The organism is Novosphingobium sp. SG751A, from assembly GCF_013149295.1.
Lineage (GTDB): Bacteria > Pseudomonadota > Alphaproteobacteria > Sphingomonadales > Sphingomonadaceae > Novosphingobium.
Genome location: NZ_JABGCB010000005.1, coordinates 282797 through 298316, shown reverse-complemented (window position 1 = coordinate 298316; position 15520 = coordinate 282797). Strand labels below are relative to the sequence as shown.

Here is a 15520-nt window from a genome sequence, read left to right as displayed (position 1 = left end):
GAAAACCGGATCAGCCCAGCTTTTCCATCACCTCGTCGGGGATTTCGTAATTGCCCCAGACGGTCTGGACGTCATCGTCTTCTTCCAGCACGTCGATCAGCTTGAGCAGCGTGGCGGCCGCATCGGCATCGACCGAGGCCTTGATCTGCGGGCGCCATGCCAGCTTCACGCCTTCGGCCTCGCCCAGCACCTTTTCCAGCTCGCGCGCGACGGGGTGGAGCGAATCGACCGCGACCCAGATCGAGTGGCTGCCGGGGTTTTCGTCCCCATCGCCCATATCCGATTCGACGTCTTCGGCGCCGGCCTCGATGGCGGCCTCAAGCACCTTGTCCTCATCGCCCACGCTGGCGGGATATTCGATCAGGCCGAGGCGGTCAAAGCCATGCGACACCGCGCCGCTGGCGCCAAGGTTGCCGCCGTTCTTGGCAAAGGCGGTGCGCACGTTGGTGGCGGTGCGGTTGCGGTTGTCGGTCAGAGCCTCGACGATGATCGCCACGCCGCCCGGGCCATAGCCCTCATAGCGCACTTCTTCATAGTTTTCAGCATCGCCCTTGCTCGCCTTGTCGATGGCGCGCTGGATATTGTCCTTGGGCATCGACTGGGCCTTGGCCGCGTTGACGGCGGCGCGCAGGCGCGGGTTCATGTCCGGATCGGGCATACCCATCTTGGCCGCCACGGTGATTTCGCGCGAAAGCTTGGAGAACTGCGCCGAACGCTTCTTATCCTGAGCGCCCTTGCGGTGCATGATGTTCTTGAATTTGGAATGGCCTGCCATGGATCACTTCATATCGCTATGTGTGGAGTTGGCAGCGCCGATAGCCGAGATGCAGGCTTTGAGCAAGGCGGGGGGCAGAAATCCGCCCCCCTGACCAAGATCGATCAGTCGATGCCCAGTGCGTTGAGATAGACTTCGAGGATCGCTTCCATTTCCTTGCGGTCATCCGGCTTCATCTTGCGGATGCGGACCACCTGACGCATCGCCTTGGGGTCATAACCGGTGGCCTTGCCTTCGTTATAGACGTCCTTGATGTCGTCGCTGATGCCCTTCTTTTCTTCTTCCAGACGCTCGATACGCTCGATCAGCAGGCGCAGGCGTTCGTCAGCAGCCATTTCAGCCATGGGTCAAATCTCCGAAATTGGTCAAAGTTGAGAATCGATTTGCCCGGCCAGATAGCGGGGCAGAGCCTCAAGGGGAATACGGGGGGCGAGTAATCCCCAGCGTTGCGATCAATGCCGCCGTCAATGGCCGGGGGCGTTCTTCGCCACGCTCTCCTTCATGCGCGCCATCTGCTCAGGCGTCGCCTCGGTCTGATACCGGCTTTTCCATTCATCGGCGGGCATGCCGTGGATCAGTTCGCGCGCCGCGCCCTTGTCGAGCGGAGCACCCGCCGCTACGATCCAGTCCGCAAGACAATTGCGGCAAAAACCGGAGAGGCCCATCAGGTCGATATTCTGTGCATCATGACGATGGCGCAGATGGCGGACCAGCCGACGAAAGGCGGCGGCGGCATGTGCATCATCAAGTTCATCGAGCGGATCGGGAATCGTTTGTTGTGCATTCATATTCATGGGTCCATCCGGGTTGAGTTGTTCTTGGGTTTGCAATCAGCCTTTGCCATAGGCTGTACCCCGTCCCAAAGGGAGAAATCGGTGTGACGAAACTCAATCCGCGCGGCCGCAAGGTCAAGATTCTGGCAACGCTTGGCCCGGCCAGCAGTGATCCGGAGATGATCGAGAAGCTGGTGCGTGCGGGGGCGGATGCTTTCCGCGTCAACATGAGCCATGCCGATCATTCGGTGCATACCAAAACCATCGCCAATGTGCGCGCTGTTGAAAAGAAGCTGCGCAAGCCCATCGCCATCCTGGCCGACCTTCAGGGGCCCAAGCTGCGCGTGGGCGCGTTCAAGGACGGGCGGGCGGTCATCCGCCATTCGGGCCATTTCACGTTCGACCGCAATCCCGAGCCGGGCGATGAAAACCGCGTGTGCCTGCCGCATCCCGAATTGTTCGGTATCCTGCAAAAGGGCCAGCGCCTGCTTATCGACGACGGCAAGCTGCGCCTGCGCGTGATCCGCGCCAGCGAGGATGAAATCCTGTGCAGCGCCGAAGTGGGCGGGGTGATTTCGGACCGCAAGGGCGTGAACATTCCCGACGCGGTGGTGCCGGTTCCGGCGCTGACCGAAAAGGACCGTCGCGATCTGGCCTTTGCGATCGAGCATGGCGCGGATTTCATCGGCCTGTCCTTTGTTCAGCGTCCCGAAGACGTGGCCGAATGCCGCCGTCTGATGGGCGGGCATGGCGCGCTGATCGCCAAGATCGAGAAGCCCGCCGCGCTTGAAACGCTCGAAGGCATCATCGAACTGTCGGACGGCATCATGGTGGCGCGCGGCGACCTTGGCGTCGAACTGCTGCCCGAAGAAGTGCCCCCGATCCAGAAGCGGATCGTGGAACTGACCCGCCGCAGCGGCAAGCCGGTGATCGTGGCCACGCAAATGCTCGAATCGATGATCGAGAGCCCGGCGCCAACCCGCGCCGAAGTGTCGGACGTGGCCAATGCGGTCTATGACGGCGCGGATGCGGTGATGCTTTCGGCCGAAACTGCGGCGGGCCAGTGGCCCGAAGAAGCGGTGACGATCATGCATCGCATCGCCACGCAGGTCGAAAACGATTCCTATTACCGCCAGCGCGTCCATCTGGCCGAGATCAACCCGGATCAGACCACCGCCGACGCTCTGGCGAAAGCCTGCGCCGCGATTGCCGATACCGTCACGCTGACCGGCGTGATCGTGTTCACCGGCAGCGGTTCGACCTCGCGCCGCGTGGCGCGTGAACGCCCCTCGGTGCCGATGCTGGTGCTGACGCCCAGCATGAACACCGCGCGCCGCTCGGCGCTGCTGTGGGGCGCGCATGCGGTCCATACGCGCGACATCGGCTCGTTCGAGGAAATGATCGCCAAGGGCAAGCGCATGGCGCTGCGCCATGGGTTCGGCGTTGCGGGCTCCAAGCTGGTGGCGCTGGCGGGCGTTCCCTTCGGCACGCCGGGGGCGACCAACCTGCTCCATGTCGTGACGCTGCGCGGCAATGAACTGGAACTCTATCGCGCCGTTGAGGAAGACGGCAGCGACGCCGATTAAGGACAAGACCTATGCATCCCCTCGCCCCGCCACTGGAACGTAGCTTGCGCGCCGTGGCGGGCGCGATGGCCGATGCACGCGATCCCTGGTGGATCATCGGCAGCGGCGCGGTCGCCCTGCTCAGCGCAGGCTCGGGCACGGTGGCTGATCTCGATGTCCTGCTCTCTGCGGGCGATGCGGCGCAAATCTTGCCCGCGCTGGGACTGAACGCCGCGCCGGGCGGGGTGGACAGCCGGTTCCGCTCGGGCATCTATGCCCGTTGGGATACACCCGAACTGCCGGTGGAATTCATGGCCGACTTTGCCCTGAACCATGATGGTCAGTGGCAGAATGTGGTCCCGACCAGCCGCATCGCGCATCATCTGGGCGATACGGTGCTTTACACGCCCTCTCGCGAGGAAATGCGCGCGATCCTGCAAAGTTTCGGGCGGCCCAAGGATCTGCGCCGCGCCGAAATGCTACGCTAAGAGTTCGAGCGCCTCGGCCAGCGCATGATGGCAGGAGGTCAGATCCTCTTGGCAGATCGAATAAGGCGGCATCAGATAGGCGGTGTTGCCCAAGGGCCGGATCAACAACCCACGCTCGCGGAAAAAGGCCAGCAGGCGCGGTTGCAGGCCTGAGAGATATCCCCCCTGCGGCACGCGATAATCCAGCGCGAGGATCGTGCCGCATTGGCGGACATTTTCCACCCCCGCCACATTCGCCAGCATCGCCGCCCCCGCCGCCTGTCGCGCGGCCAGCGTGTCGATGCGGCTCTGCACCGGCTCGTCGCGCCACACGCCCAGATTGGCCACGGCCGCCGCGCAGGCAATCGCATTGGCGGTATAGGAACTGGAGTGGAAAAAGGTCTTGGACCGGTCGGGGGCGTAATGCGAATCGTAAATCGCCTCGCTGGCCATTGTCACCGCCAGAGGCAGCGCCCCCCCGGTGATCCCCTTGGCCAGACACAGGATGTCGGGCTTCACCCCGGCAGAATCGCAGGCCAGCATCGTGCCCGTGCGGCCCCATCCGGTCATCACCTCATCGGCGATGAAGAGCACGCCATGGGCGACGCAAATCCGCGCCATCTCGGCCAGAACGGCGGGCGGATAGAACAGCATCCCCCCCGCCCCCAGCACCAAAGGCTCAACAATAAAAGCCGCCGCATCGCCGCCCGCGCAAAAGCGCTCCAGCGCGTCATAGGTCGCCTGCTCGGCCCCGGCATAGGGGAAGGGCACGGTATCGACGGCAAAGAGCAAAGGCTCATAGGCGGCATTGTAAACGCCGCGCTCGCCGATGCTCATCGCGCCGATCGTGTCGCCGTGATAGGAATGCTGCATCACGGCGATGCGCTGGCGTTGCCCCTGCCCCTGATGGCGCCAATGGCCCAATGCCATTTTCAGCGCGACCTCGACGCAGGTGGAGCCGGAATCGGAGAAGAAGGCGTAGGGCAGGCCGGTGATGCTCACCAGACCCTCGGCCAGATCCTGCGCGGGCTGATGCGTCCATCCGGCAAAGATCAATTGATCCAGCCGCCCGGCCTGCTCGGCAATGGCGCGCACGATGGGGGGATAGGCATGACCATGCGTGGTCACCCACCAGCTTGAAATAGCATCGACGATCCGGTCGCCATCCTGCGTATAAAGGCTGGCCCCCTCGGCCCGCGCGATCAGGGGGATCGGCTCGCCCAGCCCGTGCTGGGTAAAGGGATGCCAGATGGGCGAGCGCGTCACAGGTCGAAATCCGCCATGGCGGCCGCCAGCGTTTCGGGCGTCACCAAGGCAAGGCGCGGCAGATGACCAAGGCGGCGCAGGCCGGTATGGGCGCAAAGGAAGCGCATGCTCTCCTCCTCAGCCGGCCCCGCCTCGCCGATGAAGGCCAGCCCCAGAATCGCACAACCCCGCGCGCGCAGCGCCTCGACCGTCAGCAAAGTGTGGTTGATCGTGCCAAGGCCCGTCCGCGCAGCGATCACCACAGGCAGGCCCCAATCGGCAAACTGATCGGCATAAAGGCGGGTGTCGGTCAAAGGCACCAACGCCCCGCCCGCCCCTTCCACCACCAGCGGGCCATCGCCCTGCGGCAACGTCAGGCGAGCTGGATCAATTGTCACCCCGTCAATCGCCGCAGCCCAATGCGGGCTGGCGGGCGTGATCAGGCGATAGGCTTCGGGATGGATGGTCGCGCCGGGGACGAGCCGGGCGATGCATTCGCTGTCGGTTTCCTCCTCCAGCCCCGATTGCACGGGCTTCCAGTATCGCGCCCCAAGGCGGCCCACCAATCCGGCGGCCAGAACGGTCTTGCCGATGCCCGTATCCGTGCCGGTAACGATCAGCCCGCTCATGATTTAATCCCGCGCCCCGAACAAAGCCGAACCCACGCGAATATGGGTCGCGCCCAGCGTAATTGCGGTTTCAAAATCGCCGCTCATCCCCATCGACAGGCCCGAAAGACCATTATCCGCCGCCAGCTTGGCCAGCAGGGCAAAGAAAGGCGCCGCCTCAATATCGGCGGGCGGCACGCACATCAGCCCCGCCAGCGGCAGGCCCGCCTCGCGGATCTGGGCCAGCAAGGCGGGCAGATCAGCCACAGCGCAGCCGCCCTTCTGTTCCTCGGCGCCGATATTGACCTGAACGAAGCAGGGGACGCGGCGCCCCAGCTTCTCCATCGCCTTGGCCAGCGCCGTTACCACGCTGGGGCGGTCGACCGAATGGATGGCATCGAAGAGCGCAACCGCATCCTCGGCCTTGTTCGATTGCAATTGCCCCACCAGATGCAGGGTGATGTCGGGATAGCGGGCTTTCAGTTCGGGCCATTTGGCCTGCGCTTCCTGCACGCGATTTTCGCCAAACACCCGCTGACCCTGCGCGATCAGGGGCTCGATTTCCGCAACCGGCTTGGTCTTGGAAATGGCGATCAGCGTGATGTCGCTGTCCTTGCGGCGGGCGATGCGGGCGGCGGCGGCGATTTTTTCGCGCACGATACCAAGCGAAGAATCTGGTTCCATCATGGCGCGGTGCTATAGCGCGCTGATGCGTCCATGCCAGCCCCTTTCCCCTTTGCCCCGGCTCTGGCTGATTTCCGACGCGCGCAATGATGGCGTGCTGGAGCGCGCGCTGCGCCGGATGCCAAGGGGCAGCGGGCTGATCTATCGCCACTATCACCTGCCCGAGGCCGAAAGGCAGGCAAGGTTCCGTGCGCTGGCCCGGATTGCGCGGGGGCGAGGGATGGCGGTGGTGCTGGCGGGCGATGCGGCAATGGCGCGGCGCTGGGGGGCGGACGGGGCCTATGGCGCGGGACAGGCTTTGGCCACGGCGCATAGTTTGCGCGAACTGCGGCGGGTGCGGGGCAGCGCGGGCGTGTTGCTCTCGCCGGTGTTTCCCACGCGCAGCCATCCGGGTGCGCCGGTGCTGGGGGCGGTGCGTTTCCGCCTGCTGGCCGCGCGCAGCCTTGTGCCGGTGATCGCCCTTGGCGGGATGAACAGGCGGCGCGCGCGGAGCCTGAAATGGCCGCGCTGGGCCGCGATTGACGGGCTTTCCCCCACGCATTGATGCCGCAATTCTTGACGCGGACTCCTCCAAAGGCGCATTATACCGGCAATTTCCATCCCTTTGTTGAAACGAGCACCCCATGGCCTCGAGGCCCATCAAGCACAGCGGCGCATCATGGCGCCTGATCCTGCGGCGCAGCGTGCTGCGCAGCGCCGAATTGCTGGGCGCGGGCCTGTTGGGGCTGGGCGCGGTGCTGCTGGCGGTGGCCTTGCTCACCTATCATCAGACCGACCCTTCGGCCTCGACGGCTTCGGGCGGAGTGGTGCTCAACTGGCTGGGGCGGCCGGGGGCCTTTGTGGCCGATGGGGCGCTGTTGATGTTCGGGCCGATGGCGGGGCTGGCGGTGCCGCTGCTGCTGATCTTTGCGCGCCAGCTCTGGCTGGTGGCCGAGGCCGAGGATGCCGACGAGGAGGAGGCCGTGCCGCTGCATCAGCAATACTGGCTGCGGCCCACCGCCGTGCTGGTGCTGGGCATGGGGCTGCTGGCCTCGGCGCTCTCGCTGGGCTTTGGCGAGCATCCGGGCAATCTGCCCGCCTCGCCGGGCGGGATCATGGGGCTGCTGGGCGCGGCAGCGATTCGGGGCGTGGCCGGATGGCTGCCCGATGTGGCGCAGGGCTGGGCTGCGGGCGCGCTGGGCGTGCTGGCCTTTGTGGGCGGGATCGCGGCCATCACGCGGGTGTTTGCGATCGACTGGGGCTGGGTTCTGACCATGCCGCTGCATTTCCGGCGCAAACATACCGATGGCGAGGAGGCCCCGGCCCCCGCCCGCCGCGAAAAACGCCAGCCCAAAGCCATGACGCCCGAGGCCGAGGCGGAAGCAGAAGATCTGCCCTTTACCCCCGACGAACCATCGGCAGGCCCGCGCAAGGCGCCGCAGATCAGCGATTCGGCGCGGCTGGCCAAGCCCGCCGAAATGGGCAGTCTGGCCAAGCAGGGTGACCTTTTCGGCACCTGCGAGTTGCCCGGCCTCGACATTCTGGCCGATCCTCCGCCCAACAGCGCGCCCAAGGTGGACAAGCTGGCGCTGGAGCGCAACGCCAAGCTGCTCGAAACCGTGCTGGACGATTTCAACGTCAAGGGCGAGATCACGGGCGTGCGCACCGGGCCGGTGGTGACCATGTACGAGCTGGAACCCGCCGCGGGCATCAAGGCCGCGCGCGTGGTGGGCCTTGCCGACGATATCGCCCGCAACATGAGCGCGATTTCGGCCCGCGTCTCGCCGGTGCCGGGGCGCACCGTCATGGCCATCGAGCTGCCTAATGCCGACCGGCAGATGGTCAGCTTCAAGGAGTTGATCGCCAGCGAGAAATTCGTCGGCGCCAAGGGCCTGCTGCCGATGATTCTGGGCAAGGACATTGCGGGCGAACCGATCATCGTCGATCTGGCCTCGATGCCCCACCTGTTGGTGGCTGGCACGACGGGGTCGGGCAAGTCGGTGGGACTGAACTGTATCCTGCTGTCCTTGCTCTATCGCCTGACGCCGCAACAGTGCCGGATGATCCTTGTTGATCCCAAGGTGCTGGAATTGAAGTCTTATGAGGACATTCCCCATCTGCTCAGTCCAGTCGTGACCGAGCCTGCCAAAGCAGTGCGCGCGCTGAAATGGGCGGTGGAGGAAATGGAGCGCCGCTATCGCCAGATGAGCGAGATCAACGTGCGCAACATTGTGAACTTCAACGAAAAGGTGCGCAGCAACGCAGCCAAGGGCAAGCCTTTGGGGCGGCGCATTTCGGTGGGCTTTGACCCCGAGACGGGCGAGGAGCTGTATGAGGACAAACAGCTCGATTACGAGGTGCTGCCGCTGATCGTGGTGATCGTCGACGAGCTGGCCGACCTGATGGTGACGGTGGGCAAGGAGATCGAAGTGCTGATCCAGCGTCTGGCGCAGAAATCGCGCGCGGCGGGCATCCACCTCATCATGGCGACCCAGCGGCCCTCGGTGGACGTCATCACCGGCGTCATCAAGGCCAACCTGCCCACGCGCATCAGCTTTGCCGTGACCAGCCGGATCGACAGCCGCACCATCCTTGGCGAACAGGGGGCCGAGCAGTTGCTGGGCAAGGGCGACATGTTGTTCAAGCCGTCGAGCGGGCCGATCGTGCGCGTCCACGGGCCGTTTGTGTCTGACGAAGAGGTCGAGCATGTCGCCGACCACTGGCGCGCGCAGGGCAAGCCGAACTATGTCGATTCGGTCACCGAAGAGCCGGAAGAAGGCAGCTTCGGCTTTGACGATCTGGAAGCCACCGCCAGCGACAACCCCGAAGAGCGCAAATATCGTCAGGCCTGCCACATCGTGTTCGAGAGCCAGAAGGCCTCGACCTCGTGGCTGCAACGCCAGATGGGCGTGGGCTATAACACCGCCGCAAAATGGATCGAGCGGATGGAAAATGACGGTCTTGTCGGCCCCGCCAACCATGTCGGGCGGCGCGAGGTCTATCGGGATAAGGATGGGAATGTGCTGTGACGGTTAACGGCTTATCCCCATGCTGCGGGTGCGAAAGCCGATGAACCGTTGTTAAGCCACGATGGAGCGCCGCCTCCGGACATTCCCTAATTGCAATCCTCTGGCTACACCTTGGCCATCGACGCCATCCAGCGCCAAGGGGTTTTCAGTGGTCCGGGTTTCCTTTTTCAACGTAAAGCTGATCCGCGCCGCTATCGCTCTGATTTTCGCCGCTTTCATCTCGGTTCCCGCCTCGGCGCAGGTGCTGCAATGCGCTCCCTACGCCCGCGAAGTCTCGGGCATCGCCCTTTCGGGCCGCGCCGCCGGATGGTGGGATCAGGCCGAGGGCCGCTATGACCGCGGCAACGCACCCAAGGCCGGCGCCGTCCTCGCCTTCCGCGCCACCCACTCGATGCGCGCGGGCCATGTCGCCATGGTTTCCAAGGTGATCGATGAACGCCACGTCCTGCTTAACCACGCCAACTGGTCGCGCCCCGGCATGATCGAGCGCAGCGCCATGGCTGAAGACGTCTCGGCCAATGGCGACTGGTCGGAAGTGCGCGTGTTCTACGCCCCCACCGGCAAGCTGGGCATGCGCTCCTCGCCCACCTATGGCTTCATCTATGCCAACAAGGCTGACCGTTTCGATGGCGCTAAGCTGGCGATGCGGGACTGAGTTTTCCGGGTTTAAGGTGCCTCCGGCGGGTTAAGGGTCTCGACCCTTAACAATCCCTAGACTTTCAGGTCAGCGCGCAGGATCAACCCGAGCGCAACATTTCAGCGCTGCAGGCTTTAAAACCGCTTCGCGGATCAGCGCATCCCGGCGAACTTTAACTCCACCCCATTAACGGGATTGCAAAGGGATGAATCCCTTTGCCCGCCGGAGATATCTTAACCGCCCCAGCCCCCCTCCGGCGCAAATGCTTCGGCAATCTCCCCCGACACCCGCGTCAGCCGCAGCGTATCCTTGTCCAGCATCGCCCATGTACTGCGCGCCGAAACGATCACCTTGCCTGCATCATTGCGAAAGTCGATCCGCCGGTCAAAGCGTGCGCCGACCGGGCCTTCGGGGATAAAGGTTTCGGCGGTCACGCTCTGCCCCTGCGCGATATTGCCGCGATAGTCGATCTCGTGCCGCGTCACGACCCAGACATAGCGCTCAACATGCTCGGGCGCGGCGTCCTGCATCCAGTGCGCGGTGGCAATCGCCTCCATCCACTGCACCCAGACGGCGTTGTTAACGTGCCCCATGATGTCGATGTCATCGGGGCCTGCGGTGAAGGTGTGGGTGAAGCGGTTGGGCATGGGGGGAATTTGGGGGCAGGCATCAGGAAGGCAAGGGGTTTTCGGTAAAAGGAATTATGCCTCCGGCGGGCAAAGGGATTCATCTCTTTGCGATGCCATTAATGGGGCGGTGCTTGATTCGCAGGTGGGAGGCCATCTGCGAAGCGGTTTAATAGCCTGCGGCGCGGCGGCTTTGTGCTTCGGACGAAGCCACGCGCCACCCCATTAACGGGATTGTTAAGGGCCCCCGCCCTTAACCCGCCGGAGGCATCCTTACCCCCTAAACTCAAACCCCCAACTGCCAGAGGATAAATGCAAATTCCTCCGCCGTTTCGGTCAGGCTTTCAAACCGCCCCGATTTCCCGCCATGGCCTGCGCCCATATTGGTTTTCAGGACCAGCTCGTTGCTGTCGGTTTTCAGCTCACGCAGCCGCGCCACCCATTTCGCCGGCTCCCAATAAGTCACACGCGGATCGTTGAGCCCCGCCGTCACCATCAGCGGCGGATAGTCCTGCGCCTTCACCTGATCATAGGGCGAGTAGGAGCGGATCAGTTCAAACGCCGCCTTGTCCTCGATGGGGTTGCCCCATTCGGGCCATTCGCCCGGCGTCAGGGGCAGGCTCTCGTCCAGCATCGTGTTCAGCACATCGACGAAGGGCACATGGGCCACCACCGCGCCCCACAGGCCCGGGTCGGAATTGATGACCGCGCCCATCAGCTCGCCGCCCGCCGATCCGCCCGAAATGCTGATCCGCCCCGGCGCGGTAAACCCAAGGTCGCACAGTCCGCGCGCCACATCGACGAAATCGTTGAATGTGTTCTCGCGCGCCTCGCGCTTGCCCGCCTTGTACCACGCGCGGCCCATGTCGTCGCCGCCGCGGATATGGGCGATGGCATAGGCGAAGCCGCGATCGACCAGCGAAAGCCGCGTGGTGGAAAAGCCCGGACTGATCGCAATGCCATAGGCGCCATAGCCATAGAGATGCAGCGGGCCTGCATCGCCATTCTGGGCGCCCACACGGTCCTTGCGATAAAGGATGCTGACCGGCACCAGCGTCCCGTCACGCGCGATGATCTCCAGCCGCTTCGTTTCATAAAGCGAAGCATCATAACCGCTGGGGATCTCCTGAACCTTCAACAGTTCGAGGCTCTTGTCGGCCAGATGATAGTCATAGACGCTGGCCGGGCTGACCATGCTTTCATAGCTGACCCGCAAACGGTCCACCGCCCATTCGGGATTGTCGGCCAATCCGGCCTCATAGGAATCCTCGGGAAATTCAATCGGCTCGATCCGAGTCGGGTCATCGTAATAGCGCAATTCGATGCGATCCAGCCCGCGCACCCGCCCCTCGATCACATAGAAATCGCGGAACAGGTCAAAGCCGGTGAGGTAGAACTCATCCGTCCCGGTGATCAGCGTGGTCCAGTTGCCCGGATCGGCCAAAGGCGCGCTGGCCAGCCGGAAATTCTCATGCGTATCGTTCGCGTGGATGTAGAGCACCCCATCGCGCTCATCGACATCATATTCCACGCCATCGACCCGCTCGCGCACCAGAATCGGCGCGGCCAACGGATCGTCCGCCGGGATCAGGCGGACTTCGCTGGTCTCATGGTCGCTGGTCGAAATGATCAGCCATTTCTCATTGGCCGAAAGCGAGGAGCCGACGCGGAAACCCTCGTCATCCTCATGATACAGTTCGACATCCTCGGACACGGGGCGCCCCAGCCAGTGCAGGCGGGCATTGTCCGTGCGCCAATTGTCATTGGCCAGGCTGTAGACCAGCCCCTTGTCGCCCGCGACCCAGACCAGCGAGGAAAGCGTCCCCTCGATCACATCGGGCAGGACCTCGCCCGTGGCGACCACGCGGATGCGGGCGGTGAAACGCTCCGATCCATTGTCATCCACGCTCCAGGCCAGCAATTTGCCATCGGCCGAGAGCGAAATCGCGCCCAGCCGGAAATATTCCTTGCCCTCGGCCAGCGCCACCTCGTCGAGGAGCAATTCATCATCGCCGCCCGCCACGGGCTTGCGCCACCATTTCTTATATTCAGCGCCTTCCTCATATTCGATCCAATAGAGGTAATCGCCATCCTTCTGCGGCACGCTCTTGTCGGCTTCCTTGATGCGGGCGCGCATTTCGGTGAACAGAGCGTCGATGCGGTCCTTCTGCCCGGCCATCCGGCTTTCGAACCACGCATTTTCCGCGTTCAGATGGGCAAGGATCCCCTCATCGCCCACCTCGGGATAGTTGGCATCGCGCAGCCACGCATAGTCGTCGGTGACGGTGATGCCGTGGTGGGTGAAACTATGCGCCTGTTTGGCGGCAATCGGGGGGCGAGGCTGGCTGGAATTGCTCATAGCTTGCATCTATGTTGGCAAGCCCCCCACCGCAAGCGACAGTGGTGCGGGAATTGAAGGAAAGCGCGTCCCAATGCCGAACAATTCCCATTCCGCCCGCCTTTCTGCCCTGCGCGCCGAACTGAACGCGCAAGGGCTGGATGGTTTCGTCATCCCGATCTCCGACGAGCATATGAGCGAATATGTCGGCGCCTATGCCCAACGCCTCGAATGGCTGACGGGCTTTGGCGGGTCGGCGGGGACGGCGGTGGTGCTGGCCGATCGGGCTGCGATCTTTGTCGATGGGCGCTATACGCTTCAGGTGCGCGATCAGGTGGATGGCGCACTGTATGAGTATCAGAATGTCCCGGCCACCAGCCCCGCCGCATGGCTGGGCGCGCATGCGCCGCTGGGCGCGCGGATCGGCTATGACGCATGGCTGCATGGCCGCCCGTGGGCGCGCTCTGTGGAAAAGGCGCTGGAGCCGCGCGGCGCGACGCTGGTGGCGGTGGATCGCAATCCGGTCGATGCTGTGTGGGCCGATCAGCCCGAGCGCAGCCTTGCCCCCGCCGCGCCCCATTCCACCGCGCTGGCGGGCGTGGGGTCGGAGGCGAAACGCGCCGCCGTGGCCGAATGGCTGACCGCTCGCGGGGCCGACGCGGCGGTGATTGCCGCGCTCGATTCGGTGGCTTGGCTGCTGAATATGCGGGGCACGGACGTGTCGCGCACGCCGGTGGCGCTCTCCTTTGTGGTGGCACATGCCGATGGCACGGCGGACCTGTTCATCGCGCCCGAAAAGGTGACGCCGGAGTTGCGCGCCCATCTGGGCAATGCTGTGCGCATTCAGCCGCGCGAGGCTTTCGTGCCTGCCCTTGGCGCTTTGGCCGACAAGAAGGTGGTGGTCGATCCCGAACGCAGCGTGGCGGCGATCTTTGAGGCGCTTTCCGACGCGCAGATCATCGAGGAGCGCGACCCTTGCGTCCTGCCCAAGGCGATCAAGAACCCGGTCGAACAGGCGGGGCACCGCGCCGCGCAGGCCCGCGATGGCGCCGCCGTCACGCGCTTCCTCCACTGGCTCTCGGTCGAAGGCCCAAAGGGCAGCGTGACGGAAATGAGCGCCGCCGAGGCGCTGCACCAGTTCCGCCGGGAATGCGGCGACCTGCGCGACCTGTCGTTTGACACGATCAGCGGCGCGGGGCCAAACGGCGCCATCGTCCACTATCGCGTCAGCGAGGAAACCAACCGGACGATTGATCCCTCCAGCGTTTATCTGGTCGATTCGGGCGGCCAATATCCCGACGGCACCACCGACATCACCCGCACCGTCTGGATCGGCCCCGGCGCGGCCCCGGACGAGGTGCGCGACCGTTTCACCCGCGTTTTGAAAGGCCATATCGCGATTGCCCGCGCCGTTTTCCCATCCGGCACCAACGGATCGCAGCTCGACACGCTGGCGCGGCAATATCTCTGGGCGGCGGGGCTGGATTATGCCCATGGCACCGGGCATGGCGTGGGCAGCTTCCTCTCGGTCCACGAAGGGCCGCAGCGCATCGCCAAATCCAGCGGCGGACAGGCGGGCACGGGGCAGGAATTGCTGGCGGGCATGTTCCTCTCGAACGAGCCGGGCTATTACAAAACCGGGACCTATGGCATCCGCATCGAAAATCTCGTGCTGGTCGAGGATCGCGCGATGGACGGGGCCGAAGGGGCCTATTTCGGCTTTGAAACGCTGACCCATGTGCCGATCGAGCGCGCGCTGGTCGATGACCGCCTGCTGACCCGCGACGAGGTGGCATGGTGGAACGCCTATCATGCGCGGGTGGAAAGCATCATCGCCCCGCAATTGTCGGGCGAGGCACTGGCTTGGCTGAAGGAGCAATGCGCCCCGCTGGGGTGATGCTTGCAGGAGCATCCGTGTTCCCATATTGTTCCCGCCAAACGACTCGGCACCATCGGGAGAACAGAGATGATCGGCTATGTCACACTGGGCACGCAGGATTTGGCCCGCGCGGCGGAGTTTTATGACGCCATCGCGGCGGAACTGGGCGCGGGGCGCATGGGAGGCGATGAGCGCTATATCTCATGGGGCGTGCCGGGCGGCCCGGCGGGGATCGGCATCACCTTGCCCTTTGACGGTCAGCCCGCCAGCGTGGGCAATGGCGTGATGGTCGCGCTGGAGGCCAAGGACCGCGATCAGGTCAACCGTATCCACGCGCTGGCGCTGGAACTGGGCGGATCGTGCGAGGGCGCGCCGGGCGAGCGTTTCCCCGGCTTCTATGCCGCCTATTTCCGCGACCGGGATGGCAACAAGCTCAACGCCTTCGTCTTCGCTCCCGGATTTGGAGAGGGCCATGAAGCATAATCTGGCCACCCATCCGGTCCACCTCGGCCTTGGCGGAACGGCCTGCGCGGAACCGGAATTTTCCGGCATGGACTGGTACGGCCCCTATATCGCGCGCCATGCCGCCGATGGCGCCGAAGGGCGGCTGGTCAGCATGTACAGCTTCACGCAGGACTGGGATTCATGGGAAATGCATCCCGAGGGCGAGGAGGTGGTGGTGTGCCTTGATGGTGAAATCACGCTGATTCAGGAAGATGCGCAAGGGGTGCGGCAGGAGGTAGCGCTGAACGCCGGGGAATGTGCGATCAACCCGCGCGGGGTGTGGCACACGGCCAATGTGGCCGCCTCGGCGCGGGTGCTGTTCATCACGGCCGGATGGAACACGCAGGGCCGCGCGCGTTGACGGACAAGACGACGGATAATACGTAATCGGCAAGAATGGCGCGACAATTG

Annotated in this window: 16 protein-coding genes; 8 read left to right on the top strand and 8 right to left on the bottom strand. The window is 64.1% G+C overall.

The annotated features are described in order from the left end of the window. Positions 1-10: 10 nt before the first annotated feature. The 3 genes from FHW96_RS09110 to FHW96_RS09100 form a co-directional block, all read right to left on the bottom strand. On the bottom strand, positions 11-775 hold the full coding sequence (locus tag FHW96_RS09110; protein WP_172340235.1) for a YebC/PmpR family DNA-binding transcriptional regulator: 765 nt from the start codon (positions 773-775) through the stop codon (positions 11-13). Positions 776-879: 104 nt separating this feature from the next. Continuing rightward, a complete protein-coding gene (locus tag FHW96_RS09105; RefSeq protein WP_172340234.1) occupies positions 880-1119 on the bottom strand; it encodes a DUF2312 domain-containing protein in 240 nt (79 codons plus the stop codon). 120 nt (positions 1120-1239) lie between these two features. Beyond that, positions 1240-1569, bottom strand: a complete 330-nt coding sequence (locus FHW96_RS09100; RefSeq protein ID WP_172340233.1) for a DUF1244 domain-containing protein — start codon at positions 1567-1569, stop codon at positions 1240-1242. 83 nt (positions 1570-1652) lie between these two features. Here FHW96_RS09100 and pyk point away from each other — a divergent pair, with 83 nt between their 5' ends. Further along, positions 1653-3134, top strand: a complete 1482-nt coding sequence (gene pyk, locus FHW96_RS09095; protein ID WP_172340232.1) for a pyruvate kinase — start codon at positions 1653-1655, stop codon at positions 3132-3134. A gap of 11 nt (positions 3135-3145) precedes the next feature. Then, positions 3146-3601 carry a hypothetical protein gene (locus FHW96_RS09090; protein WP_172340231.1) on the top strand — a complete coding sequence of 152 codons (456 nt, stop codon included), beginning with the start codon at positions 3146-3148 and terminating at the stop codon, positions 3599-3601. Here FHW96_RS09090 and FHW96_RS09085 read toward each other — a convergent pair. From FHW96_RS09085 to FHW96_RS09075, 3 genes are read right to left on the bottom strand one after another with little or no spacing between them, the layout of a single operon-like run. Then, complete coding sequence (locus FHW96_RS09085; RefSeq protein ID WP_172340230.1) at positions 3593-4846, bottom strand: adenosylmethionine--8-amino-7-oxononanoate transaminase; 1254 nt, start codon at positions 4844-4846, stop codon at positions 3593-3595. The two genes, FHW96_RS09090 and FHW96_RS09085, sit on opposite strands and share 9 nt — an antisense overlap. Continuing rightward, positions 4843-5454, bottom strand: a complete 612-nt coding sequence (gene bioD, locus FHW96_RS09080) for a dethiobiotin synthase (protein ID WP_172340229.1) — start codon at positions 5452-5454, stop codon at positions 4843-4845. Before bioD ends, FHW96_RS09085 begins: the two co-directional genes overlap by 4 nt. A 3-nt stretch (positions 5455-5457) precedes the next feature. Continuing rightward, a complete protein-coding gene (locus tag FHW96_RS09075) occupies positions 5458-6120 on the bottom strand; it encodes a YggS family pyridoxal phosphate-dependent enzyme (RefSeq protein WP_172340228.1) in 663 nt (220 codons plus the stop codon). Here FHW96_RS09075 and FHW96_RS09070 point away from each other — a divergent pair. The 3 genes from FHW96_RS09070 (at position 6119) to FHW96_RS09060 (ending at position 9780) form a co-directional block, all read left to right on the top strand. Next, positions 6119-6661 carry a thiamine phosphate synthase gene (locus FHW96_RS09070; RefSeq protein WP_172340227.1) on the top strand — a complete coding sequence of 181 codons (543 nt, stop codon included), beginning with the start codon at positions 6119-6121 and terminating at the stop codon, positions 6659-6661. The two genes, FHW96_RS09075 and FHW96_RS09070, sit on opposite strands and share 2 nt — an antisense overlap. Positions 6662-6740: 79 nt before the next feature. Then, positions 6741-9125 carry a DNA translocase FtsK 4TM domain-containing protein gene (locus tag FHW96_RS09065; RefSeq protein ID WP_172340226.1) on the top strand — a complete coding sequence of 795 codons (2385 nt, stop codon included), beginning with the start codon at positions 6741-6743 and terminating at the stop codon, positions 9123-9125. Positions 9126-9273: 148 nt separating this feature from the next. Next, the gene (locus FHW96_RS09060; protein WP_371815675.1) at positions 9274-9780 is read left to right on the top strand and encodes a CHAP domain-containing protein; all 507 of its coding nucleotides are present in this window, start codon (positions 9274-9276) and stop codon (positions 9778-9780) included. A gap of 215 nt (positions 9781-9995) precedes the next feature. Here the strand turns inward: FHW96_RS09060 and FHW96_RS09055 are convergent, their stop codons facing one another. Together FHW96_RS09055 and FHW96_RS09050 are read right to left on the bottom strand one after the other, a co-directional pair. Beyond that, on the bottom strand, positions 9996-10409 hold the full coding sequence (locus FHW96_RS09055; RefSeq protein WP_172340224.1) for a thioesterase family protein: 414 nt from the start codon (positions 10407-10409) through the stop codon (positions 9996-9998). A gap of 265 nt (positions 10410-10674) precedes the next feature. Further along, positions 10675-12747, bottom strand: coding sequence for a S9 family peptidase (locus tag FHW96_RS09050; protein ID WP_172340223.1), 2073 nt, complete (start codon positions 12745-12747; stop codon positions 10675-10677). 73 nt (positions 12748-12820) lie between these two features. Between FHW96_RS09050 and FHW96_RS09045 the strand changes: the two genes are divergently transcribed. The 3 genes from FHW96_RS09045 to FHW96_RS09035 all read left to right on the top strand — a co-directional run bounded on the left by FHW96_RS09045 (position 12821) and on the right by FHW96_RS09035 (position 15470). Further along, positions 12821-14623, top strand: a complete 1803-nt coding sequence (locus tag FHW96_RS09045; protein ID WP_172340222.1) for an aminopeptidase P family protein — start codon at positions 12821-12823, stop codon at positions 14621-14623. Between the two features lie 69 nt (positions 14624-14692). Then, positions 14693-15088, top strand: coding sequence for a VOC family protein (locus FHW96_RS09040; RefSeq protein WP_172340221.1), 396 nt, complete (start codon positions 14693-14695; stop codon positions 15086-15088). Further along, on the top strand, positions 15078-15470 hold the full coding sequence (locus FHW96_RS09035; RefSeq protein WP_172340220.1) for a cupin domain-containing protein: 393 nt from the start codon (positions 15078-15080) through the stop codon (positions 15468-15470). The genes FHW96_RS09040 and FHW96_RS09035 overlap by 11 nt, the downstream gene beginning before the upstream one ends. The last annotated feature ends 50 nt before the right edge of the window (positions 15471-15520 follow it).

Bases quoted from the DNA above. Each gene is read 5' to 3' on its own strand.
- FHW96_RS09110 (WP_172340235.1), bottom strand. From the start codon at position 775: ATGGCAGGCCATTCCAAATTCAAGAACATCATGCACCGCAAGGGCGCT.
- FHW96_RS09105 (WP_172340234.1), bottom strand. From the start codon at position 1,119: ATGGCTGAAATGGCTGCTGACGAACGCCTGCGCCTGCTGATCGAGCGT.
- FHW96_RS09100 (WP_172340233.1), bottom strand. From the start codon at position 1,569: ATGAATATGAATGCACAACAAACGATTCCCGATCCGCTCGATGAACTT.
- FHW96_RS09090 (WP_172340231.1), top strand. From the start codon at position 3,146: ATGCATCCCCTCGCCCCGCCACTGGAACGTAGCTTGCGCGCCGTGGCG.
- bioD (WP_172340229.1), bottom strand. From the start codon at position 5,454: ATGAGCGGGCTGATCGTTACCGGCACGGATACGGGCATCGGCAAGACC.
- FHW96_RS09070 (WP_172340227.1), top strand. From the start codon at position 6,119: ATGGCGCGGTGCTATAGCGCGCTGATGCGTCCATGCCAGCCCCTTTCC.
- FHW96_RS09075 (WP_172340228.1), bottom strand. From the start codon at position 6,120: ATGATGGAACCAGATTCTTCGCTTGGTATCGTGCGCGAAAAAATCGCC.
- FHW96_RS09065 (WP_172340226.1), top strand. From the start codon at position 6,741: ATGGCCTCGAGGCCCATCAAGCACAGCGGCGCATCATGGCGCCTGATC.
- FHW96_RS09055 (WP_172340224.1), bottom strand. From the start codon at position 10,409: ATGCCCAACCGCTTCACCCACACCTTCACCGCAGGCCCCGATGACATC.
- FHW96_RS09050 (WP_172340223.1), bottom strand. From the start codon at position 12,747: ATGAGCAATTCCAGCCAGCCTCGCCCCCCGATTGCCGCCAAACAGGCG.
- FHW96_RS09045 (WP_172340222.1), top strand. From the start codon at position 12,821: ATGCCGAACAATTCCCATTCCGCCCGCCTTTCTGCCCTGCGCGCCGAA.
- FHW96_RS09040 (WP_172340221.1), top strand. From the start codon at position 14,693: ATGATCGGCTATGTCACACTGGGCACGCAGGATTTGGCCCGCGCGGCG.
- FHW96_RS09035 (WP_172340220.1), top strand. From the start codon at position 15,078: ATGAAGCATAATCTGGCCACCCATCCGGTCCACCTCGGCCTTGGCGGA.